A 22882-nucleotide genomic window follows, 5' to 3' on the forward strand; every position below is an offset into this window, starting at 1 on the left:
TTGATTACCCTTGAATTTGTTCTACTGAAAGACCACGTTTTGCAGCAACTTTCTCAGGAGAAGTCATATCACGCAAACCTTTAAAAGTCGCGTTTACTACATTCGCAGCATTCGTAGAACCATAACATTTAGCAAGTACGTTATGTACACCAGCAGCTTCTAAAACGGCACGCATAGCACCACCAGCAATTACGCCAGTACCTTCAGAAGCAGGTTGCATGTACACACGGCTTGCGCCATGACGAGCATTCACAGGGTGTTGTAGAGTAGTACCCGCAAGGTCAACTGTAATCATGTTACGACGAGCAGCTTCAAGTGCTTTAGAAATAGCAGCTGGAACTTCACGTGCTTTACCACGACCAAAACCTACACGGCCATTTCCGTCGCCCACAACAGTCAATGCTGTGAAAGAGAAAATACGACCACCTTTAACAACCTTGGCTACACGATCAACGGCAACCAGCTTCTCAACGAGACCTTCGTTTTGTTCAACTTTCGCCATGATTAGAACTCCAAGCCGCCTTCACGAGCAGCATCAGCCAAGGCTTTGATACGACCATGATATTTAAAACCAGAACGGTCAAACGCAACTTTAGTAACACCAGCTGCTTTAGCACGTTCAGCAATTAAAGCACCTACTTTAGTAGCCGCTTCAACGTTACCAGTAGTACCACTACGCAATGATGTATCCAAAGTAGAAGCTTGCGCTAAAACTTTGCCACCATCTGCTGAAATAACTTGTGCGTAGATGTGACGCGGCGTGCGGTTTACACACAAACGAGTCGCACCCAACGCACGGATGTGCAAGCGTGTGCTTTTCGCACGACGCAAACGGGATTGTTTCTTTTCGTTCATAAGAACCTCGCGCCTTATTTCTTCTTAGCTTCTTTACGAAGAACAACTTCATCCGAATAACGAACACCTTTACCTTTATACGGCTCTGGTGGACGGTAACCACGGATTTCTGAAGCAACTTGACCTAGTAACTGCTTGTCTGCAGACTTCAAAATAATTTCAGTCGCAGTTGGAGTTTCAGCAGTAACACCTTCAGGAAGGCTATACTCGATTGGGTGAGAAAAACCGAGGTTAAGGTTAATACTTGCACCTTTAACCGCAGCTTTGTAACCAACACCAATCAGTTGTAACTTACGTTCGAAGCCTTCGTTAACACCTTTTACAAGGTTGTTTAACACAGCGCGAGCAGTACCAGCTTGCATCCAAGCGTCTTTAGACTCTTTAACTGGAGCAAGTTGAAGTTTACCTTCTTCCTGTTTTAGCTCGACCAGCGCATGCAGGTTGAAAGACAATGTACCTTTAGTGCCTTTCACTTCGACCTGCCGGCCGTTCTGAGTAACTGTAACACCGTTAGGTACAGTTACTGGGGCTTTAGCCACACGAGACATGAGGAATCACCTATTAAGAAACAAAAGCAATAACTTCACCACCGATACCTGCAGCACGTGCAGCGCGATCAGTCATGATGCCTTTGCTTGTAGAAACAATTGCAATACCCAAACCTTGCTTAACGCTCGGTAGTTTATCTTTACCGCGATATTGGCGAAGGCCTGGACGGCTTACGCGCTTCACAGTTTCGATAACTGGTTTGCCTTCAAAATATTTTAAAGTCAAAGTTAAAGTCGCTTTAGCTTCTTCTTGCGCAACTTCAACGTTAGAAATATAACCTTCTTGTTGAAGTACGTTTGCAATTGCAACTTTTAACTTAGAACTTGGCATAGAAACAGATTGTTTCTTCGCCATTTGTGCGTTACGAACACGTGTTAGCATGTCGGCAACGGTATCTTGCATACTCATCTATAGTCGCCCCTTACCAGCTTGCCTTAACAACGCCTGGTACATCACCCTGCATTACTGTGTCACGTAGTTTGTTACGGCTTAAACCGAACTTACGGAAGTAACCATGAGGACGACCAGTTAAACCACAACGGTTACGAAGACGAACAGGAGATGCATTACGTGGCAATGCCTGTAACTTTAACATCGCTTCAAAACGCTCTTCGTCGCTTGCATTTACGTTTGCAATCGTTGCTTTTAATTCAGCACGTTTTGCAGCGTATTTAGCAACAGTTTGTTCGCGTTTTAATTCGCGATTAATCATACCTTTCTTAGCCATATCGACCTCTTATTTGAACGGGAAGCCGAATGCACGCATAAGCGCACGGCCTTCGTCATCGGTGCGAGCAGTGGTAGTAATAGTAATATCCATACCACGAATACGATCAATCTTGTCAAAATCGATTTCAGGGAAAACGATTTGCTCTTTCAAACCCATCGAGTAGTTACCACGACCGTCGAATGATTTCGCTGAGAAACCACGGAAGTCACGGATACGAGGGATTGCGATCGAGATCAAACGGTCCAAGAATTCATACATTTGTTCGCCACGTAAAGTAACTTTACAACCGATTGGCCAACCATCACGGATTTTGAAACCAGCGATTGATTTACGTGCAAGTGTAACTACTGGTTTTTGACCAGCAATAGACTGCATATCTGCTACAGCGCCGTCTAATAATTTCTTATCAGTTGCAGCTGCACCAACACCCATGTTTAGAGTGATTTTTGTAATGCGAGGAATTTCCATCACATTCTTAACGCCAAGTTCTTCTAATAACTTAGCTTTAAGTTCTTCGTTGTAACGTGTTTTAAGTCTGGCCATTGCCGTTTTTCAACCTATTACTTCGCTACCGCCACTGATTCACCATTTGATTTATAAACGCGAGTTTTCGCGCCATTTTCATCAACTTGGTAACCAACACGGTCAGCCTTTTGGGTTGTAGCATTAAAAACTGCCACGTTTGAGATATGAAGCGAAGCTTCCTGAGTAACGATGCCGCCTTCAGCGCCAGTTACACGGTTCGGCTTTTGATGCTTCTTCACTAAGTTAAGGCCTTCAACCTTAACGCGGTCTTCAGAAACAGACAAAACAGTACCCTGTTTGCCTTTTTCTTTACCTGCGATCACGATAACCTGATCGCCTTTTTTAATCTTAGCCATGATTGCCTCTTATAGAACTTCAGGAGCCAATGAAATAATTTTCATGAACTGTTCAGTACGAAGTTCACGAGTCACTGGTCCGAAAATACGGGTGGCAATCGGAGCTTTGTTGTTGTTTAACAATACAGCTGCATTGTCATCAAAACGGATTACAGAACCGTCTGGACGACGAATACCGAACTTTGTACGTACTACAACAGCATTCATCACGTCACCTTTTTTAACACGGCCACGTGGAATTGCTTCTTTTACAGTAACTTTAATAATGTCGCCAACAGAAGCATAACGACGATGTGAACCACCTAGTACTTTAATACATTGTACGCGGCGTGCACCACTATTGTCTGCTACGTCGAGCATACTTTCGGTTTGAATCATTGCCCTACTCCAAAACCGAGCAACACCGGTCACAATTTCGAAAGGCTCAAAGAGTACTCGAAATTGACCGATGATGCAACAAGAACCTAATTACTCAGCAGCTGCTTCAACAACTTCAACCAAAGTCCAAGCTTTAGTTTTAGAAATTGGGCGGCTTTCTTTGATGGTCACTAGGTCGCCAAGTTTAGCAACGTTGTTCTCATCATGAGCGTGTAATTTTGTTGAACGGCGGATTGATTTGCCATACAACGGGTGTTGAACGCGGCGTTCGATAAGGACAACAATTGACTTGTCCATTTTGTCGCTTACTACTTTGCCGGTTAACGTGCGGACTGTTTTTTCACTCATTGTCCGTTCCCCTGTTTTTCGGTAAGGAGTGTCTTGATACGAGCAACGGTTTTACGAGCAACTTGCACTTCGTGCGATTTACCCAATTGACCAGTCGCTTTTGCCATACGAAGACGGAATTGGTTAAGCTGTTGCTCATCAAGCAAAGCTTTCAACTCTTCTACCGACTTTTCACGTAGATCTTTAGTTTTCATTACATTACCGTCCGAGTCACGATAGTGGTTTTAAACGGAAGTTTAGCAGCAGCAAGCTTGAATGCTTCAGTTGCCAACTCGTCGTTCACACCTTCAATTTCGTACAGGATCTTACCTGGTTTGATCTCACAAACCCAGTACTCCACATTACCTTTACCGTTACCCATACGAACTTCTAATGGCTTTTCGGTGATTGGCTTGTCTGGGAATACGCGGATGAAGATTTTACCACCACGTTTAATACGACGGCTAATAGTACGACGCGCAGCTTCGATCTGACGCGCAGTCATACGACCACGTTCAGTCGCTTTAATCGCAATCGAACCAAATGATACTGTACTACCACGATGTGCAAGACCAGTGTTACGGCCTTTTTGCACTTTACGGAATTTGGTACGTTTAGGTTGCAACATGGATTATTCTCCCTTGTCAGCAGCACGGTCTGAACGACGACCACGACGCTCTTGACCTTCACCACGACCACGACCGCGTTTAGCTGGACGCTCTTCTTGTGGTGCAGGGTTCATGACTTGTTTCATGCCACCCAAGATTTCACCACGGAAAATCCAGACTTTAACACCAATCGTACCGTAAGTTGTTTCAGCACGCATAGTTGCATAGTCGATGTCCGCACGAAGCGTATGTAGAGGTACACGACCTTCACGATACCATTCTGTACGAGCGATCTCTGCACCACCTAGACGGCCAGAAACTTCAACTTTGATACCTTTCGCACCAGCACGCATGCTGTTTTGTACCGCACGCTTCATTGCGCGACGGAACATTACACGCTTTTCTAGTTGAGAAGCGATTGCTTCAGCAACAAGACGTGCGTCTAAATCTGGACGATCGATTTCATTGATGCTTACTTGCGCAGGAACACCCATGATAGTGGTAAGTTCGCGCTGTAATTTCTCGATGTCTTCGCCTTTTTTACCGATGACGATACCAGGACGAGCAGTGCTAATCGTTACTTTAGCAGCGCCTGTTGGACGTTCGATAAGAATATTGCTGATCATCGCGCTCTTAAGTTTTTTAGTCAAAAACTCACGAACTTGAAGATCTTTAAGCAAGTATTCAGCATATTGTTTCGGATTCGCATACCAGTTAGCGTTATGACGTTTCACAACACCTAGGCGGATACCGATTGGATGAACCTTCTGACCCATATCAAACCCCTACCTTAACGGTGATGTGACAAGTACGCTTAGTGATACGATCTGCACGGCCTTTAGCACGTGGCATAATACGTTTAAGGCTCATGCCTTCATCAACGTAAATCGTAGACACCTTAAGGTCATCAACATCTAAACTGTTATTGTGTTCAGCATTTGCAATTGCAGATTCCAAAGCTTTTTTCACTAGAACGGCAGCTTTTTTGTTGCTGAAGTTCAAAATGTTAAGCGCGTGAGCAACAGATTTGCCACGGATTAGGTCTGCAACCAAACGTGCCTTTTGTGCCGAGATAGCGGCACCGCGTAATTTAGCAGTTACTTCCATCATGACACCTATTAACGTTTAGATTTCTTGTCAACGCCGTGACCACGATAGGTACGAGTTGGCGCGAATTCACCGAGTTTATGACCAACCATATGTTCAGATACGATTACTGGAACATGGTTACGGCCATTGTGAACAGAAATTGTTAGACCAACAAAGTCTGGAAGGATCATCGAACGACGAGACCACGTTTTGATCGGCTTACGGTTGTTTGCAGCAATAGCAGCTTCAACTTTAGCGAACAAATGCGCGTCGACGAACGGACCTTTTTTTAATGAACGAGGCATTAGTCAGATTCCTTTACTTGACGCGACGATCGCGGATAATCATCTTAGTCGTACGCTTATTGGTACGTGTCTTGTACCCTTTCGCTTTTTGACCCCACGGGCTTACAGGTTGAATACCTTTGTTACGCCCTTCACCACCACCGTGCGGGTGATCTACTGGGTTCATCGCCATACCACGAACGGTAGGACGAACACCACGCCAGCGCGACGCACCAGCTTTACCCAATGAACGAAGGTTGTTTTCTTGGTTAGAAACTTCACCAATTACAGCGCGGCATTCAACATGGATTTTACGCATTTCGCCTGAACGTAGACGAACGATTGCGTAAGAACCATCACGACCCAACAACTGAACTGAAGTACCAGCAGAACGTGCTAATTGAGCACCTTTACCGATTTTAAGTTCAACGTTGTGAAGTGTAGAACCGATTGGCATGTTACGAAGTGGCAAGCAGTTACCTGGACGAATTGGAGCATCGTTACCAGATTGTACTTTATCACCAGCGCGCAAGCCTTTAGGTGCGATGATATAACGACGTTCACCGTCAGCATACTTCAACAATGCGATGTGTGCGGTACGGTTAGGATCGTATTCAATACGCTCTACAACTGCAGGAATACCATCTTTGTTACGTTTGAAGTCTACAAGACGGTAATGCTGCTTGTGACCACCACCAACGTGACGAGTGGTAATGTGACCGTTGTTATTACGACCACCAGTACGTTTTTTAGCTTCAACCAACGCTGCAAAAGGCTTACCTTTGTGAAGGTGGCTATGAACCACTTTTTCAACAAAGCGACGCCCTGGAGACGTTGGTTTGCATTTTTGAATCGGCATAATTTTCGTCCTTATTCCGCTGCGCTTTCAGCGGTATCGCCCAAGTCAGCCATTTCTACATCTTGGCCAGCTTTCAGGGTGACGTATGCTTTTTTAACATCAGAACGACGTCCTAATGTTTTACCAAAGCGCTTCGATTTACCTTTAGTGATCGTCGTGTTTACTTTAAGCACGTCTACACCAAAAAGTTTTTCAACTGCTTTTTTGATTTCAAGTTTAGTTGCATTGATATCAACTTTGAACACTTGAACACCAGCAGTTTCGCCTAAAACTTGTGCCTTTTCTGAGAAGACTGGTCCTTTTAGGACTTGATAGATACGTTCGTTGTTCATCCGAGTTCTACCTCAATTTTCTTAGCAGCAGCTACAGACATCACAACTTTATCGAACGCGATCAAGCTAACAGGATCGATTGCAGTTGCATCAACCACATCTACATGTGGAAGGTTACGTGCTGCAAGATATAGATTCTCATCTACAGCATCAGTAACGATTAATGCACGAGCAGCATTCAAGTCGTTCAGTTTAGCAAGCAATTCTTTAGTTTTAGGAGCTGCAACAGCAAACTCTTCAACCAATACAAGACGATCTTGGCGAACAAGTTCAGCTAAGATACATTGCATTGCACCGCGGTACATTTTACGGTTTACTTTTTGAGACCAGTCTTGTGGACGAGCAGCAAATGTTTTACCGCCGCCAACCCAGATTGGGCTACGAATAGAACCAGCACGTGCGCGGCCTGTACCTTTTTGACGGAATGGCTTCTTACCACCACCAGATACTTCTGCACGAGATTTTTGAGCACGAGTACCTTGACGACCACCAGCTAAGTAAGCTGTAACAACTTGGTGTACAAGAGCTTCGTTAAATTCACGTCCAAAAGCAACTTCAGACAACTCAACAGCAGAGCCGGAAACAGTTTTTAAATTCACGTTATTTCCCCTCAGGCCTTGATCGTAGGACGAACGATAACGTCGCCACCAGTAGCACCAGGAATCGCACCTTTAACAACGAGAACTGAACGCTCTGCATCGATAGATACAATTTCAAGACCTTGTACTGTTACGCGTTCGTCACCTAGGTGACCGGCCATTTTTTTGCCTTTGAACACGCGTCCAGGAGTTTGGTTTTGACCTGTAGAACCTAAAACACGGTGAGAAACTGAGTTACCGTGAGTCGCGTCTTGGGTACGGAAGTTCCAACGCTTAACACCACCTTGGAAACCTTTACCTTTTGATTGACCAGTTACGTCAACAACTTGACCAACTGCGAACAAATCAACACCAATTGTACCGCCAACTTCACGGCCTTCAAGCTCAGCTTCAGTTACGCGAAACTCTTTAACCAAACGACCAGCAGCAACACCCGCTTTCGCGAAGTGACCTTTCTGAGCATTAGTTACGCGAGATTCACGACGTTCGCCAGTAGTAACTTGAACCGCTTGATAACCATCAGTTTCAAGCGTTTTAATTTGAGTGATACGGTTAGGATCAACCTCAATCACTGTAACAGGCACAGAGACGCCGGCATCTGTAAAGATACGGGTCATACCGCACTTGCGGCCGACTAAACCAATAGCCATGTGTGTAACCTCTAAAAAAGCAGCTTAATTAATGCTAGGCACTAATTAACCCGAAAGCCTTAACCCAATGCGATCTGAACATCAACACCAGCTGCAAGATCCAATTTCATCAATGCATCAACAGTTTTGTCTGTTGGTTGAACGATATCGATCAAACGTTTGTAGGTGCGGATTTCGTACTGATCACGCGCGTCTTTGTTTACGTGCGGTGAAGTAAGAACGTTGAAGCGTTCGATGCGAGTAGGCATCGGGATTGGACCACACACTTGTGCGCCAGTACGCTTAGCGGTTTCTACGATCTCTTGAGAAGATTGATCAATTAAACGATGATCAAAAGACTTAAGACGGATACGGATTCTCTGGTTAGACATACCAGTAAACTCCAAGCCAAAAATATATAAAGAATCACCCTTGACGCACCTCACCTAATGGTAAGTGTCAAAGGCAGTGAAAATCACTAAGGTCACGATCGATGCCGCGACTGTCATGCATTTACTACGTTTTCCGCAGCAAATGCCCCATAATTTGGGGTGGCTCATTATAACGATTGTTTAAGTCTTATGCAATTCTATTTCTGGTTTTTTTCATAAAATTTGGGCTTTTTTTGTTTTTATTGATGCCCCTACCGATGCAATCAAGATGCCTCTAATACATATTCAATCGCTTGGTTGAGTAATTGATTACCTTCTTGAAAATACCCGCGCCGAGAATTCTTAAGCTCTGCCAGATTGCTGATAATATCGCCGGTTAAGTGACCAACATGCTCATCATCTTCTAGGAACAACTCAAGTGTCTGTGGGGTAATTTCGGGGTGAAACTGAAAGCCCAAAACATTTTTGCCAATCTGGTACATTTGGTTACGACAAATTTGATTTTCTGCCAAATGCACTGCACCTTTGGGAATTTCAAAGCATTCGTTGTGCCACTGCAATACATTGACGCGCTCGGGTAATTGAAAACACGTTGCTGGAATATTATGCACGCGCTGCACTGTGGTCCAGCCGACTTCATGATAGGCGCTATGACTTACCGCAGCGCCTAAGGCACTGGCAATCAGTTGCCCACCCAAACACAAGCCGATAGCCGGTTTTCCTGCCGCAAGATAGCGCCGGATCCAACGCTTTTCAAGCTTGAGCCATGGATAATTGGCTTCGTCATTCACACTAATATTACCCCCCATAATAATGAGCAGGTCGACATCTTCTATTTGTGGCAACGCTTCAATTTCAAGCGCCGAATCGGCTGGCAAGGCAAAAAATTCGGTTGCAGTAATTTTGGCGTGGTTCGACTTAAGAAATTCATAGCAACTTCCGAACCCTTCACCAGCAATATGCTGAAAATAATGCACTTTTAAAAACGGCTTCATGCGCAATTCAAACCTATATTGTTGTTAGTATCAAAGAGGGTTCTGCAAAATTGAAGCCAACTTAAATGAAAATTGACACTTTCAAATAAAAACCAACAAAACACGCAAAAACTGGCGTAATTGCTTAATTTTTTTTACTCTAGTTCAAATTCCATTACGATTTTGCACCATGTCTGACAATAAAAAAACTCAAACTGCACTGATTCATGCGCCACGCAATGCACCGCAGTATATTCATAGCATCCAACCTCCCCTGTTTCGTGCATCAACCATTATTTTTCCAAGTACGGCGCACCTTTTTGATCGCCATTGGAGCGATCCCTATGACTATAGTTATGGAACTCATGGCACACCCACTACATTTACGCTCGGTGATCAACTGGCACAGCTTGAAGGTGGACAGTTTTGCTTACTGGCACCGAGTGGTCTCTCGGCGATTAATTTAGTCAATTCGACATTTTTAAGCCAAGGTGATGAGGTTTGGGTGCCAGATAACGTTTATGGACCAAACATAGAGCACCTAAAAAATTTGCAACAGCGTTACGGTATTCATGTGCGAATCTATAATCCGATTGACGTAGACAGCTTCGTACCCAGCGCAGCAACCAAGCTCCTTTGGCTTGAAGCAGCAGGCTCGATTACCCTTGAGTTTCCAGATTTAAAAGCATTATTAAAAAAGGCCCAAGCTGCTCAGGTTATCACTGCTTTGGACAATACATGGGGAGCTGGTTTGGCGTTTAACGCTTTTGATATTGGCGATGAACATCTCTCGGTCGATGTAACGGTACATGCCCTGACCAAATACCCCAGTGGTGGAGGCGACATCTTAATGGGTAGCGTAATCACCCGCAGTAAAGCCTTGCATGATCGACTTTTTAAAATTCATGCCAATCAGGGCATTTGTGTGTCGGGTGATGATACAGCACAGATTATACGCAGTTTGCCGCATATGGCGCTGCGTTATCAACAGCAGGCCGATCACGCACGCACTTTAATAACGTGGCTGCAACAGCAAACGCAATTTACACAAGTGCTCCATCCTAGCCTTGCCAGCAGTCCGGGACACATCTACTGGAAAGAGGTATGTACTACAGGGCAAAGTGCGGGTCTGGTCAGTGTAATTTTTGACTCCAAATATGATTTGGCTGCGATTCGACGTTTTTGTGATGCATTAACACTCTTCAAACTGGGGTTTAGCTGGGGAGGCCCGATGAGTCTGGTCATGCTTTATGATCTGAAACAGATGCGTCAGTTAGATACTACACATTTACAACAGGGTTTACTGGTTCGTTTTTGCATAGGACTGGAACATCCGCAAGATTTAATTCAAGATATCCAAAACGCACTACAACAACTTGAATAACAATCACCAGAGGACAACCTATGGGAACACCAATTATCATTGCAAAAAACAGCCGTGATCCTTCACAAGAGATTGTTTTACATTCCGAGTTTGCCAATCGGCATGGTTTGATTGCCGGCGCAACCGGAACAGGAAAAACAGTTACTTTAAAAGTATTGGCAGAAAATTTTTCACGGATTGGTGTCCCGGTTTTTTTGGCCGATGCCAAAGGTGATGTATCAAGTATCGCCAAAGCTGGTCGCAGTAACCCCAAATTTGAACAGCGCTTACAACTCTTAGGCCTTGATCAAATTCCATTTGCTGCCTCTCCTACTGTATTTTGGGATGTATTCGGTCAGCACGGGCACCCTATTCGAACCACCATTTCCGAAATTGGGCCGCTGCTTTTAGCACAAATGCTCAATCTGAACGACACTCAAGAGGGCGTGTTATCGGCAGTGTTTCGTATTGCCGATGATCAAGGATTACTGCTCATCGATTTTAAAGATTTAAAAGCCATGCTCAGTTATGTCAGTGACAATGCTGCCGATTTAAAAGCCGAATACGGTAATTTATCGCCTGCCAGTATTGGGGCAATTCAGCGCAATTTATTGGCCTTGGGCGATCAGGGTGCCGAGCAATTTTTTGGTGAACCCAGCTTAAATATTTTGGATTTTATTCAAACCGATGCTCAAGGCCATGGCTACATCAATCTGCTTGCCGCGGATCAGCTCATGAACTCACCAAAACTTTATGCCACCTTTCTACTGTGGATGTTATCCGAACTGTTTGAACAACTGCCTGAAGTCGGCGATGCGGACAAGCCTAAACTGGTGTTCTTTTTTGATGAAGCCCACTTGCTGTTTGACAACGCCAGCCCTGCCCTACAACAGAAAATTGAGCAGGTGGTCCGTCTGATTCGCTCCAAAGGGGTTGGGATATACTTTATTACCCAAAATCCACTGGATTTACCAGAAAGCGTACTTGGCCAGCTGGGTAATCGTGTCCAGCACGCCTTACGCGCCTTTACTCCTAAAGATCAGAAAGCGGTAAAAACAGCCGCCGATACCTTTCGGGCCAATCCAGATTTTAAAGTCGATCAGGCCATTACAGAACTGACAGTTGGAGAGGCCCTGATCAGTTGTCTCGACGAACAAGGCACACCTCAAATTGTACAACGTGGCTGGGTTATGCCGCCCTACTCATCGTTTAGCCCGCTCAGTGATGAAGAACGTCAAGCGCTGATGGCGCAGAGTTTGGTAGCGGGTGTGTATGAAAAGATGGTCGATCGCGATAGTGCATATGAAATGCTGCAACAAAAAGTCAGTGATCGGCTTGAGCAAGAGCAGGCGCAAGCTGAAGCTGCGCAGCAAGCCAAACAGCAGGAAGCTTTAGCAAAACAGCAGGCCAAAGAACAAGAGCGCTTAGCGCGTGAACAGCAAAAAGCCGATGAAAAGGCTCAGCGTGACCGTGACAAACTGACTCAAGATGTGCTGGGTACATTTGCTAAAAGTGCAGCACGCACTCTGGGCGGACCAACCGGCCAGAAACTGGTTCGTGGCTTGCTCGGCTCACTGTTTGGAAAGCGATAGATCTTTATTTTTATCTATTTTTAAAAGGTATATTGAAAATGCACCTTATAAGATGTATTTTAAATACATCTTATAAACTACAAGTGGTCGTATCATGACGCCTGAGCACATTCAACTCATTCAATCCACAGTCCCGGTCTTACGTGAGCACGGTGTTGCATTAACCCGTTATTTCTACGCACGCATGTTAAAACAACATCCGGAACTTAAGCATATTTTTAATCAAGATCATCAGCAAACTGGACGTCAGCCCCGTGCTTTGGCCGCTGCGGTACTGGCCTATGCCGAACACATTGAGCATCCGGAAAAATTAGCCAAAGCTGTCGAGCGCATTACCAGCACCCATGTTCGTCTAGACATTCAACCTGAGCATTATGCAATTGTAGGTGAGCATCTTTTACATTCGATTTCTGAGGTATTGAACGTTCCCTTTGAATCTGAACTGATCTTGGCGTGGCAACAGGCTTATCAACAATTAGCAGATCTTTTGATTTGTGTTGAGCAAGAAAAATATCATCAGCTAGCCGCACAACCGGGTGGCTGGGCCGGATGGCGTGAGTTCAAAATCGTGGATATTCACACCGACGATGAAGGCAAGATTTTTAGTGTCGCGGCAGTCGACACCCATCCACTTCCTGACATTCAGATCCCTTCATCGGTTACTGTTCGGGTAAATGTTCCAGAGTTAGGTTTAAAACAACCCGAACAACTTCCATTGCATCGCATTCAAGCAGCAAGCCATGTATGGGCATTTAAAGTCAAAACACCAGAAGACGCTGCAAATCATCACGTCGCAGATCGTCTTTTAAATGCCTATCAGGTTGGAGATGAACTGCATCTGAGTGCTCCTATTTAAGGGTCTAAAATTCACAGATGAAATCCATACTGTCTTCGTCTCCACGTTTCTTTCTGAGGACTTTCAGGCTAAGATGGGCTTTTTCATCTGTTGTCTTTGCGGATCATGCAACTCAATAAATTTACCGATTATGCACTGAGGATTCTGATGTATGTCTCACGCCCCAGTGAATTCCCGTACACCATTGCCGATATTGCAAAGGATTTGCATGTCTCACAAAATCATCTGGTTAAAGTGGTTCACTTTATGGGAAAACAAGAGTGGATCATTACAACACGGGGCAAAGGTGGAGGATTACGTTTAAATCCCAAAGCGCTAGAGATTCGACTAGGGCATATTGTGCGGATTCTTCAAGGTGATCACCAGATTGTGGAATGCCATGAACCACCTTGCGTCATGCGTGCGCATTGCGGTCTAAAAGGTATTCTAGATCAAGCGCTTGAGCAGTTTTACGTGTCACTCGATCAGCACACGCTGCGTGACGTTTTAAACGCACCACCAACCTACTCGCCAATCGCCTTTGTGGCACTATAGCGTAAAACACGGCGTATTCGATTCGCTAGATGTCGAGACTTCCTTTATAATGGCTCGTGTATTTATCATTGAAAAAGTTAAGCTCTATGCATCGCTATGCGAAATCCAAAGATACCAAGGCCAAACTCGCACCTAAAGAAAAAATTAGTTATGAGCGTAAAGCCGATCCTGCGATTACAGAGTATTCAGTTAAATCCCTGAATTGGTTGCGTAAAGCTGAATTTCTGATGAGTGCACCGAAACTTTCGCTGTGTGTAGAAGATACTGGTTACGAAATTGCATTTGCAGGCCGATCAAATGCAGGTAAATCGAGCGCAATTAACACACTCACCAATCAAAAACAGCTCGCACGTGCCTCTAAAAGACCTGGACGCACGCAGATGATCAACTTTTTCAGCTTGGGTAATCCAGATCAACGTCTCGTCGACTTACCTGGTTACGGCTACGCAGCAGTTCCAGAAGACATGAAACGTGTCTGGCAAAAAGAGCTGGAAAACTATTTGATCCATCGTAAAAGTTTACAAGGCTTGGTGTTGTTGATGGATATTCGCCATCCCCTGCAACACTTTGACACCATGATGCTGGAATGGGCGCATGCACGTAAATTATTTGTACATATTTTACTGACCAAAGCCGATAAATTAAATCGTGGCCCTGCCAATACCGCGCTCTTGGACGTAAAGCAATCTTTGAAAAAAATGAAGCTTAACTTCTCGATTCAGCTGTTTTCATCACTGAACAAGCAAGGACTTGAAGAGCTCGCCAGCGTCATGGCTGGTCGTTTAAACTTCACCTTAAGCGAAGAACAACATTTTGATTTAAGCGCAATTCCTGAAGTCTCCGATGCAGATTTGGATATCGAGACAGATTCGGAAGATGATGCTGAACAATCGCAAAAAAATGATTAACATCATCACCAAATGACAATGGAATGTCCCGTATTGCAAAGCAATCTATCGGGGCATTTTTTTATACTCAAATGCATGCATTGTTCTGTTTAGAACAGATTAGGACATGATTATGAGTATGTTGTCATTTTTAAAAAAGAAACTTCCCGGATCGTCTATTGATTATCGTATTCAACCGCGGAAAGTAAAATTTGTTTGGCAAAACACACCCGTTGACTGGATTCCAAACCAGCCGTTTGCAAGCTACTTCATTAATGAAATCAATAATATTTTGCCCGCTGGTGAATTCTGGTTTTGTCGTCTTTATAACAAAGTTTTACCGCAAATTACCGACGAAAAGCTCAAACTCGACGTACAGGCGTTTATACGCCAAGAAGCCATGCATGCCAATGCACACCAGTCGGCCAATAAAGAATATCTCTCCGCACGCCACATTGATATTCAGCGCAATCTGGATATCATGAATGTTGTATTCACCAAAGCACTGGCAGACAAGCCTTTTGACTTGACCGTTCCGGCTGCACTTGAAAAGCACTGGGACTTGTTTCGCTTAGGTGTAATCGCAACCGTCGAGCACATGACCTGCGTATTGGGCAAATATGCGCTTTATAATCAGAAATGGCAGCAGTTGGGCGCCGATCCTGAAATGCTCGATTTAGTGAAATGGCATGGTGCAGAAGAAATCGAGCACCGTACCGTGGCTTTTGATTTGTATCGACACTTAGGCGGTGGCTATATTGCACGCTATTATTTAAGTGTTGCCGTGATTATTGGTGTGCTTGGACTTTGGGTAGATGGTGCCGCGCACATTATGAAGCAAGACCCACGCTTTGCCGAGTATAAGCCGAGCCTGTTCCGTCCATGGATCTGGTTAGAATGGTATAAACAAGCGCGTCATGACCATCAGTTATTGCCTAGTCCAATTTGGTTGATTGCACAGCAGATCGACTACTTAATGCCATGGTATGACCCTGTGAAGGAAGGCAGTACAGACGATGCGGTCGCGTATTTGAACCGCTCTCCGGCTGCCAAACGCGCCTTACAAGCTGCCGCATAAAAAACCAGATGCTTAAAAAAGCAGATCTTAAGATCTGCTTTTTTCATTAGGAAAGTTCAGTGGATTGGGGTTCGGCTTGTTTGGCATAGCGATCGACCACAACACTGATCATCATATCGCCTTGTACATTCACTACTGTCCGCACGGTATCCAGAATCCGATCAATCGGTAGCAGTATCGCAATCGCTTCAGCAGGTAATCCGACCGATTGCAATACCATGATCATGGTGACCATTCCTGCACTTGGAATGCCTGGGGCACCCAACGAGGCAATCATGGCCGTTAAACACACAATCAATTGCTGGGTCAGGCTCAAATCCATCCCGATTAGATTGGCAATAAATAAGGCCGCCGCCGCTTCATAAAGTGCTGTGCCATCCATATTTAACTGGGTTCCCAGTGGAATCACAAATCCGGCTGTTTGTGGTCGAACTTTCAGATTTTCCTGCGCACATTTCATACTTAAAGGCATGGTAGCCGAGCTCGAACTGGTTGCAAATGCAGTAATCAGAGCCAGTCGCGTGCCTTTGAAAAAGGTGATTGGATTCATTTTGCCAAAGATCCACAATAACAGTGGCAAGACCACTGCACCATGAAAAATCGTGGTTCCTGTCACCACTAAAGCAAATTCAGCCAGACTCCCCAGCACTTTTAAATCTTCAGTGGCGATGAGTTTGGCCAGCAATGCCAAGATTCCAAGGGGTGCCAGTTTCATCACCCAACCGACCAGCATCATCATGATATCGAAGAGTTGTACACTGAGCACACGGACCGACTGAAAGCGATCACCACCTTTGATCAGTGCGGCACCCAATAGTAAAGCAAAGACCACCACTGCCAGCACATTCCCTTCGGCAAAGGCTTTAAAAGGATTGATCAGAGTATTTTGAATAAAGTTGGTGAGAAAACTCGAAGGCGTCAGGGTATCTGGCGTTTGATGATTTTGCATGGCGTCTGCAAATATACCAATATCCATGCCCTGCCCAACAGAGAACAAATGTGCACAGCCAATTCCCAAAATCAGCGCAAAAGTGGTGGTGGTAAAACAGCATAACGCGGTAATTTTCCACACTCGATTGAACTGCCCACTGGCTTGCAGGTTAGACACCCCCACCACAATTGAGGTAAAAATCAGCGGTATCAGCAGCATTTTAAGTAGGCCAATAAAGATACTACTGATCAGACTTAAAATATATAAACTACTGGAAAAGAATGCGGTTTCAGGATTTAGGCTCAGTACGAGTCCGAATACAACCCCAATCACCGCAGCAATAAAAATCTGCGTGTTTAAGCTCATAATGCATCATTTTTTTAATTCGTTAGCCGCAATATGACACGCTCTACTCGAAGAATCGAGTGCTTTTTAACATCTGAAATTATTGGGTTTCAATTTCACGCAAGCGGATTAAACCTTCTTGAACCGTACTACACACCAACATGCCGTTTTGCCACATGCGTCCAAAGTTCAACCCTCTTGAGCTGCTGCTGACAGTGGCATCCATGTCGTACAGCATCCATTCGTCTGCACGGACTGGACGATGGAAATAAATCGTATGATCGATACTGGCACACTGTAGGCTTGGCGAAATATAGCTAAGTCCATGCGGCTTGAGTGCAGTGGTCATGAGGGTGAAATCTGAATAAAATGCCACGATTGCCTGATGTAGGGCCACTTGATCCATCTCACCACGAATTTGATCATGCGTGCGAATGTAATGTGCATTAGTGGGCGCTTGGGGCTGTGGCTGAAATGGATTTACGGGATCAATTGGACGAATCTCGACATGACGCTCGCGCATGAAGCTGGCACGAACATTTTCGGGAATAAAATCAATCATGCCTTGTTTGAGTTCGGCTTCCGATTTTACGTCTTCAGGCGCAGGATAAACTGGCGCATCATTTTGATAGTTGAGGCCTTCTTCGGGTGCAACAAAAGACACCATGGCAGAAAAAATGGTACGACCATGCTGAATGGCACGCACTTCACGGCTAACAAAACTTTTACCATCGCGTAGCGGATTCACTTCGTATACGATCGGCGCGTGGATATCGCCACCATATAAGAAATAGGCATGCAAGGAATGAGCCGGACGATCCGTGGTATACGATGCAGCACGAAGTGCCTGGCCGAGTACCTGACCGCCAAACACGCGTTTGCCAACCAAGTTGCGACTCATGCCGCGATACAGATTTTCTTCGAGCTTTTCCAGTGATAAAAGTTCAACCAGTTCTTGGGTCAATGTATTCATGGAATGCCTTTTCTATGTCAAAATTAAAAATAGCGCGAGAGTGAATGCGTAATGATCTTTGAACTATTTTGCCATAAATCCAGCGTTTCAGCTTTGGCATTAAATGCGTCACAGGTCACACTTCACATTACCAATTGTCAGTATAAATACGATTTTTAACGATAAACGCTAGCACTCTGCATACAAATTAGCAGAAAATAGCGCATTGTTTTTGCAAATCAATTCATCACATTGTACCCGGTCTGCGTGGCTGGGGTTTGGTTGTTTGAGTAGGAGATTTTATGTCCAAGCATGGCTTCGGTCAGATGTATCGACGGCTTTCCAGTAAGTTGCTAGACCTTGTGGTCACTCCACATGTTCTTGGGGAGGTCCCTGCTGAACCAACTCCATCCGCAGCATCAGAAGTATCTCATTCGCCTAAGATTGTGTGCTATGTACTGCAAAACTACTCACGTAGTAATGCCTTGGTGGTCGACAGTGAAACGCGACGCCTGCACTTAAAACCTGCGCTCGATCCTTTACATGTGGCCGAGCATCAGGAAAAGGCTTCGGTACTGTTTTTACAGCATCATGATGAGCGTAATCTGCTAAATCCACCGCCACATGCATTTCCGCCACGATTATTGCGTTTGATTGAGATATTGGAAAAATATCCAGATGCCGATATCGAACTGGTGCCTGTTACAGTCTTGTGGGGACGTGCACCGGATAAAGAAGATTCATGGGTGAAGCTGTTGTTTACCGACACGTGGGCAACCCCAAGCAAAATCAAGCAACTGGTGAATATTGGTTTACACGGACGCCAGTCTTATCTTGAGTTTCATGAATCTCAATCGCTTCGTCAGTTGGTAGAATATGCCAAGACACATTATCCGAATCTGTCTCCGGCCACCTATATCATCAGCACCTTAAATGATTTTCTAGATCGTCAGCGTGAAGTGGTGCTTGGCCCGGATTTATCTGATCGACGCAATGTGATGGAATCGCTGATTAAGGCACGCGATGTGCAAGATGCAATTCGCCGTGAAAGTATTCGCTCTAAAATCAGCATGCTAGAAGCCGAGAGTCGTGCCATTGGTTATCTCAATGAAATCGTATCGGATTATTCGCATTCTGCCGTGCGTTTTGCCGATATGGCTCTGACACGTCTTTGGACACAGCTTTACGATGGCGTTGAGGTGCATAACTTCAGCACCGTGCGCGAACTTGCCAAAGACTACGAGATTATTTATACCCCTTGTCATCGTAGTCATATCGACTATCTGCTGCTGTCGTATGTGATTTATAAACGTGGTCTGATGGTGCCGTACATTGCCGCAGGCGATAACCTGAACTTACCTTTTGTCGGGCAGTTACTGCGTGGTGGCGGTGCATTCTTTATTCGTCGCTCTTTCCGTGGCAATGGCCTGTATACATCGGTATTTAAAGAATATCTGTACAGCATTTTGTCTCGCAACACGCCACTGGAATACTTCATTGAAGGGGGCCGTTCACGTACAGGGCGTTTATTGCCTCCTAAAACCGGCATGCTGGCCATGACCATTCACGGCCATTTACGTGGCCGTGCCAAGCCGATTGTGTTTTTACCGACTTACATTGGTTATGAGCGCCTGATGGAAGGCTCAACCTATGTAGGCGAAATGCAAGGAAATCCAAAAGAAGCGGAATCGGTACTGGGCATTTTAAAAACCCTGCGTAAAATCGAGCGAATTTTTGGTAAGGTTCATGTCAACTTTGGTGAGCCAGTTTTTCTCGATGATATGCTCAAAGCGCACAATGCCGATCAGATCAAAATTGAGAAAAATGATGATCCGCTGCCAAATGAAGTTTCGCAGGCCATTAACAGTTCAGCGCATGCCATTTTAGAAAATATTAACCGTGCAGTTGTGATTAATCCGGTGTCGCTGTTGTCACTGATTTTACTGGCTACACCAAAGCACACGCTCGATGAAGAATTGTGTATTAAGCAGCTCGATGCCTATCGCAACTTGATGGCTCAGCAGCCTTACGATGAACGTAGTCAAGTAACTTCGTTGTCGGGCAAAGAAATCATTGCCTACGGTTTGAAGTTAAAGTTGATCAAGCGTGTTCAGCATGCTTTGGGCGATATTATTGCGATTGAAGACAATCAGGCGGTATTACTGACCTACTTCCGTAATAATATTCTGCATGCGTTTGTGTTGCCGTCACTGGTGGCTTCACTGGTTGAACACAATGGTAAAGTCAGCCGTAAAGATTTGCACAATGTCATTCGTACCTTGTATCCGTTCTTACAAGCCGAGCTATTTTTGAAATGGTCCCGCGACGCGTTGATCACAGAAATTGATCGCTATGTCGATGCGCTTACTGCATCGGGTGTGATTGAAATCGATCAAGACGGTGATCTGGTCAGCTTGGCACCAAACTCGGAAGAACATAATCAGCTGGTGATTCTGGCTGCACCCGTGAAGCAAAGTCTAGAGCGCTATTACATGACTTTGGCTTTAATTGCTCAGCGTGGCTCGGGCAATATTTCGGCCAAGCAAGTGGAAGACTTAAGTCATTTGCTCGGACAGCGTTTATCGGTGCTGTATGAGTTCAACTCGCCAGAATTTTTTGATAAGGCACTGTTTCAAAGCTTCCTGAAAGTACTGACCCAGCAAGGTTATATCAAAACCAATTCTGAAGGTGCGATTGAGTTTGACCGCAACTTTAGCAATATGGCTGAAGGCGCCAAACTGGTCCTCGATGAAGCCACCTTGCAGATGTTGCAGCACATTACGACGTTTAGCGATGAAGAGCTAAAGAGTGCGCTCGAAGCGATGGCATCTCAACAAGCCAAGCGTCGTTTAAAACGTAAAAAGAAATAATCGTTTTGATGGTACAGTCTAGTTCGCTAGGCTGTACCTTTAACGAAATTGACATTCGAAATAACGTGGATCATCCATACAGCGCAAGCGTAAAATTAAAGCCACAAAGGCCGGATCGTAATATTTCGAGCGAATAAACTGTTGACGCACTCTGGCTAGAATCAATTCATACGCCTGCTTCTCTCTATAAGATACATCCATCCAATAATACGACGATATACCATTTTCCCAGCGAATCGTCTGTGCAATCAAACTGGCGCTATGCAAGGCAAACCAACTTCGCACACTTTGACCAAAGCCTTTTGGATACTGTGCGTGCCGGATCACCACATTTATCGCCACATAAGACAACGGAAAGTTCACCACACGAATGGACGGACCAAATTCTCGTTCAAGATTGTAAGGTCGTAGCGCAAAAATAGGCGCTGGCAAGATATCAACCTGATTGTGTTTAAAAGCATCCACAGCAGATTCAAGCTGCACGGGTACTGGCTGGGCACGAACTGACTGTACCAGCGCAATTTGTGGTAAATCTGCTGCTAACACTGCAATTTTCTTATTTTTTAAATCACTGACACTGTTAATGTCGGTACGCTTAAGCACCATGTAGGCCATACCAATCGGAATCATACCCAGCGCTTCAAACTCTCCTTGCACCATGTGCGGCTTAAGGCTCGGATTGCTCAGCATCTGCATAAAACTTTTGGCAACCTGATGACTGGAAACAAAGCCAACACCTGCCGTACCGCCCATAAACTGGTTGTACTGACGGGTATGAAAATTCGTTGCCATCACGCCTGAGCAATAGCCCTGATCAAATTGCTTTAGTGCATCTTGCTCATTTTTATAACTTTTCAGCGTAATTTTCACTTGCTGAGACTGCGCGTATTGCGCAATATCTTGAGCACGGCGGGTAATCTCGCCTTGCGGACCGACCGGATCATAGACACACCATGCAGTCTCAAGCGCCCAGCTTTGCACAGCAAGTAAGTAAAGCCCAATTCCCAATAAAATTTTTAATTGCATCATGTCATCGTCTTTTTTTATTTTAATCATTGATATGTTTCAGCATTCACCTTACGGTGTTTGCGCACTGAACACCATGCCCCAAGTGACATGATGAAAAGTCAGCACAGTCAAGCCAGATTAATCTTGAGCAGTCGGTGCTGTAGAATCGAGCTGAGCACGATACACGCTAAAGCAGTCGGGTGACTGCAACTCATAGCCCGATGCAATAAAATCACGTGCCATAATTCGTTTTCCAGTCAGGCACGTACGCTCAAGCCGGAGCTGTGGTAAGTGAAGTTGTAACTGAAACCACTGAATAATTTCATGCAATGGATAAGGCCGCCCATCACTGACCAGATACACGGGTTTAAACGAATCCAGTGTTGTCAGATAAGCCAAAAAGCCAGCCAGATCATCAATATGAATCCGGTTGCTATAATGAACCGCGGGATAAGTCTGGGTACTTTGTGCCAGCTTGCACATCCGTGCAACTGAATTGCCGTAAATTCCACTTGGTCGAACTACAATACTACGCTGCGGATAGGCTTGATGCCACGCCTGCTCCATGGCAAGTAAATACTTGGCCTGTTCATCGGCAGGCTCGGGAATGGTGTGATCGTCGACCCATTCGCCCGATTGCTGGGCACCATAAACCCGCGTTGAGGAAACCACGACCACACGCTGAACTGGATGATGTTTGAGTGCATCTGCAATTGGCTGGACACTCTCCAGATAAGTATGACGGTAATTTGCTGGGTCGCTACTTTCAGGAGAAAGCAAAACATACACCCAATCTATAGGGCGACAGCCAGATAAATCGAGTGTATGAATATCTTGGGTCATATGATCTGCACAATCCGCTGGTTTGGGGTGGCGACTCACGGCGCTAATTTGATGACCGCGCATAAATAATTGTTTAGCAACGCGCTGAGATGTTTTACCATAGCCAATAAATAAAATATGCATCGGACATCCTGAGT

At 45.0% G+C, this 22882-nt stretch carries 30 protein-coding genes and 1 pseudogene; 7 read left to right on the plus strand and 24 right to left on the minus strand.

What is annotated here, in order from left to right; all coding sequences use genetic code 11:
- Positions 1-4: 4 nt before the first annotated feature.
- The 20 genes and pseudogenes from rpsE to QLG00_RS14855 all read right to left on the minus strand — a co-directional run bounded on the left by rpsE (position 5) and on the right by QLG00_RS14855 (position 9507).
- Entirely contained in the window at positions 5-502 is a 498-nt protein-coding gene (rpsE, locus tag QLG00_RS14760; protein WP_004657688.1) for a 30S ribosomal protein S5, read from the minus strand.
- Between the two features lie 2 nt (positions 503-504).
- Positions 505-855: a 50S ribosomal protein L18 gene (gene rplR / locus QLG00_RS14765; protein WP_004924139.1), complete on the minus strand. Its 351-nt coding sequence runs from the start codon at positions 853-855 to the stop codon at positions 505-507.
- Positions 856-869: 14 nt separating this feature from the next.
- Positions 870-1403, minus strand: a complete 534-nt coding sequence (rplF, locus tag QLG00_RS14770; protein WP_004934548.1) for a 50S ribosomal protein L6 — start codon at positions 1401-1403, stop codon at positions 870-872.
- Positions 1404-1416: 13 nt separating this feature from the next.
- On the minus strand, positions 1417-1812 hold the full coding sequence (gene rpsH, locus QLG00_RS14775) for a 30S ribosomal protein S8 (RefSeq protein WP_004934546.1): 396 nt from the start codon (positions 1810-1812) through the stop codon (positions 1417-1419).
- Between the two features lie 13 nt (positions 1813-1825).
- Complete coding sequence (rpsN, locus tag QLG00_RS14780) at positions 1826-2131, minus strand: 30S ribosomal protein S14 (RefSeq protein WP_004934544.1); 306 nt, start codon at positions 2129-2131, stop codon at positions 1826-1828.
- A 9-nt stretch (positions 2132-2140) separates the two neighbouring features.
- Positions 2141-2677 carry a 50S ribosomal protein L5 gene (gene rplE / locus QLG00_RS14785; RefSeq protein ID WP_004934541.1) on the minus strand — a complete coding sequence of 179 codons (537 nt, stop codon included), beginning with the start codon at positions 2675-2677 and terminating at the stop codon, positions 2141-2143.
- A 17-nt stretch (positions 2678-2694) separates the two neighbouring features.
- Entirely contained in the window at positions 2695-3015 is a 321-nt protein-coding gene (rplX, locus tag QLG00_RS14790) for a 50S ribosomal protein L24 (protein WP_004924123.1), read from the minus strand.
- A gap of 9 nt (positions 3016-3024) precedes the next feature.
- The gene (gene rplN, locus QLG00_RS14795; protein WP_004924120.1) at positions 3025-3393 is read right to left on the minus strand and encodes a 50S ribosomal protein L14; all 369 of its coding nucleotides are present in this window, start codon (positions 3391-3393) and stop codon (positions 3025-3027) included.
- 90 nt (positions 3394-3483) lie between these two features.
- Entirely contained in the window at positions 3484-3741 is a 258-nt protein-coding gene (gene rpsQ / locus QLG00_RS14800; RefSeq protein ID WP_004657679.1) for a 30S ribosomal protein S17, read from the minus strand.
- Entirely contained in the window at positions 3738-3935 is a 198-nt protein-coding gene (gene rpmC / locus QLG00_RS14805) for a 50S ribosomal protein L29 (RefSeq protein WP_004934539.1), read from the minus strand. The genes rpsQ and rpmC overlap by 4 nt, the downstream gene beginning before the upstream one ends.
- On the minus strand, positions 3935-4348 hold the full coding sequence (rplP, locus tag QLG00_RS14810; protein WP_004934537.1) for a 50S ribosomal protein L16: 414 nt from the start codon (positions 4346-4348) through the stop codon (positions 3935-3937). Before rplP ends, rpmC begins: the two co-directional genes overlap by 1 nt.
- Positions 4291-5104 (minus strand): annotated as a pseudogene (gene rpsC / locus QLG00_RS14815) (30S ribosomal protein S3); the annotation flags it as partial. The gene rplP and the pseudogene rpsC, both read right to left, overlap by 58 nt.
- Position 5105: 1 nt before the next feature.
- Positions 5106-5435, minus strand: coding sequence for a 50S ribosomal protein L22 (gene rplV, locus QLG00_RS14820; protein WP_001982638.1), 330 nt, complete (start codon positions 5433-5435; stop codon positions 5106-5108).
- 11 nt (positions 5436-5446) lie between these two features.
- Positions 5447-5722, minus strand: coding sequence for a 30S ribosomal protein S19 (gene rpsS, locus QLG00_RS14825; protein WP_004281508.1), 276 nt, complete (start codon positions 5720-5722; stop codon positions 5447-5449).
- A gap of 13 nt (positions 5723-5735) precedes the next feature.
- Positions 5736-6560: a 50S ribosomal protein L2 gene (rplB, locus tag QLG00_RS14830; protein WP_004924105.1), complete on the minus strand. Its 825-nt coding sequence runs from the start codon at positions 6558-6560 to the stop codon at positions 5736-5738.
- Positions 6561-6571: 11 nt separating this feature from the next.
- Positions 6572-6892 (minus strand): 50S ribosomal protein L23, encoded by a 321-nt coding sequence (gene rplW / locus QLG00_RS14835; RefSeq protein WP_004924102.1) that lies wholly within the window; start codon positions 6890-6892, stop codon positions 6572-6574.
- The gene (rplD, locus tag QLG00_RS14840) at positions 6889-7491 is read right to left on the minus strand and encodes a 50S ribosomal protein L4 (RefSeq protein ID WP_004924100.1); all 603 of its coding nucleotides are present in this window, start codon (positions 7489-7491) and stop codon (positions 6889-6891) included. Before rplD ends, rplW begins: the two co-directional genes overlap by 4 nt.
- A gap of 11 nt (positions 7492-7502) precedes the next feature.
- A complete protein-coding gene (gene rplC, locus QLG00_RS14845; RefSeq protein WP_004934532.1) occupies positions 7503-8141 on the minus strand; it encodes a 50S ribosomal protein L3 in 639 nt (212 codons plus the stop codon).
- Between the two features lie 59 nt (positions 8142-8200).
- The gene (gene rpsJ, locus QLG00_RS14850; protein ID WP_004725677.1) at positions 8201-8512 is read right to left on the minus strand and encodes a 30S ribosomal protein S10; all 312 of its coding nucleotides are present in this window, start codon (positions 8510-8512) and stop codon (positions 8201-8203) included.
- 263 nt (positions 8513-8775) lie between these two features.
- Entirely contained in the window at positions 8776-9507 is a 732-nt protein-coding gene (locus QLG00_RS14855) for a type 1 glutamine amidotransferase (protein WP_004934531.1), read from the minus strand.
- A gap of 169 nt (positions 9508-9676) precedes the next feature.
- On the opposite strand from QLG00_RS14855, the gene QLG00_RS14860 reads away from it, so the two are divergent.
- From QLG00_RS14860 to QLG00_RS14885, 6 genes are all read left to right on the plus strand, one after another.
- Positions 9677-10870, plus strand: a complete 1194-nt coding sequence (locus tag QLG00_RS14860) for a PLP-dependent transferase (protein WP_282471302.1) — start codon at positions 9677-9679, stop codon at positions 10868-10870.
- Positions 10871-10890: 20 nt separating this feature from the next.
- The gene (locus QLG00_RS14865; RefSeq protein ID WP_282471303.1) at positions 10891-12441 is read left to right on the plus strand and encodes a helicase HerA-like domain-containing protein; all 1551 of its coding nucleotides are present in this window, start codon (positions 10891-10893) and stop codon (positions 12439-12441) included.
- A gap of 94 nt (positions 12442-12535) precedes the next feature.
- Positions 12536-13297, plus strand: a complete 762-nt coding sequence (locus QLG00_RS14870) for a globin domain-containing protein (protein ID WP_151964962.1) — start codon at positions 12536-12538, stop codon at positions 13295-13297.
- 105 nt (positions 13298-13402) lie between these two features.
- Positions 13403-13831, plus strand: coding sequence for an Rrf2 family transcriptional regulator (locus QLG00_RS14875; protein ID WP_025095666.1), 429 nt, complete (start codon positions 13403-13405; stop codon positions 13829-13831).
- 86 nt (positions 13832-13917) lie between these two features.
- Positions 13918-14739, plus strand: a complete 822-nt coding sequence (yihA, locus tag QLG00_RS14880) for a ribosome biogenesis GTP-binding protein YihA/YsxC (protein WP_004934518.1) — start codon at positions 13918-13920, stop codon at positions 14737-14739.
- 109 nt (positions 14740-14848) lie between these two features.
- A complete protein-coding gene (locus tag QLG00_RS14885) occupies positions 14849-15796 on the plus strand; it encodes a metal-dependent hydrolase (RefSeq protein WP_171063725.1) in 948 nt (315 codons plus the stop codon).
- A gap of 46 nt (positions 15797-15842) precedes the next feature.
- Here QLG00_RS14885 and QLG00_RS14890 read toward each other — a convergent pair whose 3' ends face one another.
- On the minus strand, positions 15843-17093 hold the full coding sequence (locus tag QLG00_RS14890; protein WP_004934512.1) for a dicarboxylate/amino acid:cation symporter: 1251 nt from the start codon (positions 17091-17093) through the stop codon (positions 15843-15845).
- Between the two features lie 79 nt (positions 17094-17172).
- A complete protein-coding gene (locus QLG00_RS14895; protein ID WP_004934510.1) occupies positions 17173-18045 on the minus strand; it encodes an acyl-CoA thioesterase II in 873 nt (290 codons plus the stop codon).
- A gap of 281 nt (positions 18046-18326) precedes the next feature.
- Here QLG00_RS14895 and plsB point away from each other — a divergent pair, with 281 nt between their 5' ends.
- Positions 18327-20894, plus strand: coding sequence for a glycerol-3-phosphate 1-O-acyltransferase PlsB (gene plsB / locus QLG00_RS14900; protein WP_119025318.1), 2568 nt, complete (start codon positions 18327-18329; stop codon positions 20892-20894).
- 39 nt (positions 20895-20933) lie between these two features.
- Here plsB and QLG00_RS14905 read toward each other — a convergent pair whose 3' ends face one another.
- Both QLG00_RS14905 and QLG00_RS14910 read right to left on the minus strand, forming a co-directional pair.
- The gene (locus tag QLG00_RS14905; RefSeq protein ID WP_282471333.1) at positions 20934-21920 is read right to left on the minus strand and encodes a putative solute-binding protein; all 987 of its coding nucleotides are present in this window, start codon (positions 21918-21920) and stop codon (positions 20934-20936) included.
- Positions 21921-22040: 120 nt separating this feature from the next.
- The gene (locus tag QLG00_RS14910; RefSeq protein WP_282471304.1) at positions 22041-22868 is read right to left on the minus strand and encodes an NAD(P)H-binding protein; all 828 of its coding nucleotides are present in this window, start codon (positions 22866-22868) and stop codon (positions 22041-22043) included.
- Positions 22869-22882: the final 14 nt, after the last annotated feature.

The organism is Acinetobacter sp. V89_7 (assembly GCF_029967895.1).
Lineage (GTDB): Bacteria > Pseudomonadota > Gammaproteobacteria > Pseudomonadales > Moraxellaceae > Acinetobacter > Acinetobacter soli.